This window comes from Streptomyces sp. AC627_RSS907 (assembly GCF_019049165.1).
Map to the genome: position 1 here is coordinate 1 of NZ_JAGMUE010001288.1, position 555 is coordinate 555.

A 555-nucleotide genomic window follows, 5' to 3' on the forward strand; every position below is an offset into this window, starting at 1 on the left:
CGTGTACCCGGTGCACAGGATCACCGCGTCGGCCTCGATGGCGCCCGCCTCCTCCGTGTACACCTCGGAGGTCGTCAGCCGCACCCCGCTCTCGGAGACCGCGAGGTCGGTGACCTCGACGCGGCGGTGCATGTGCAGCCGGTTGGTGCCGGACAACCGGTCCTGGTAGGCCGCCTGGTAGAGGGCGGTGGACACGTCGGGGTCCACGGCCGAGTAGTTGGTGGCGCGGGCGTGCGCGAGCGCCCGCTCCCGGGCGTCGCCCTCCAGGCCGTAGAAGTAGTCCGTCTCGGCGGGGAAGTACGCCTCGTTGCTGAAGTGGCCGAGTTCGTACATCTTGAAGCCGCCGTGCCGCACCAGCGAGTGGATCTGCGCGTCGGGGTGCGCGTTCGCCAGGTACAGGATGATCTCGCCCGCGGTCTGGCCGGCACCGATGATCGCGAAGCGCGGCGCCCGGCCCAGGTTCTCGCGCAGCGCGGTCATCCGGGGCAGGAACTCGCTGGCGTGGAAGACGCGCTCGCCGACGTGCTTCTGGAAGGACTCCGGCACGTACGGGAC

1 protein-coding gene is annotated in these 555 nt (G+C 70.5%); it reads right to left on the minus strand.

Annotation, left to right across the window (positions count from 1 at the left end):
- The coding region (locus KUM32_RS41530) for a SidA/IucD/PvdA family monooxygenase (protein ID WP_217146808.1) at positions 1–555 on the minus strand (555 nt) is incomplete at both ends.